Origin of the sequence: Nocardia blacklockiae, from assembly GCF_015477355.1 — a bacterium.
Taxonomy (GTDB): domain Bacteria; phylum Actinomycetota; class Actinomycetes; order Mycobacteriales; family Mycobacteriaceae; genus Nocardia; species Nocardia blacklockiae.
This window is the reverse complement of the sequence record NZ_JADLRJ010000074.1, coordinates 1-279: the sequence shown is the minus strand read 5'-3', so window position 1 is coordinate 279 and position 279 is coordinate 1. Positions and strand designations below refer to the sequence as shown.

General features: G+C 49.5%; 1 protein-coding gene. It reads right to left on the bottom strand.

Annotated elements, in window-relative coordinates; all coding sequences use genetic code 11:
- Positions 1-80: 80 nt before the first annotated feature.
- Positions 81-279, bottom strand: a 199-nt coding sequence (locus tag IU476_RS36630; RefSeq protein WP_228824862.1) for a hypothetical protein, incomplete at its 5' end; no start/stop codon positions are given.

Here is a 279-nt window from a genome sequence, read left to right as displayed (position 1 = left end):
ATCAAGGAAGAGATCCCAGTTCTGATACACAGCAGCAAGATTCTGAGTTGTTGCTCCAGATACGAAATGATGTGCTTGACTCACTGGGTATTAGTCCTGACCTGCGTCCTGAGGACTTTGTCAGGTACTGCTTCTCCGAGATGGCCCCAGACCAAGAGAGCAAAACTTGATTCTACAGAGACAACCATGTGCAAAAAGGTGGTCTTCTGCCCTGTTAAATAAGCCCTGGAGGTGGACTGGAGCAGTGAGAAAGCAAAGGCTGCTCTGAAGCGCACGACC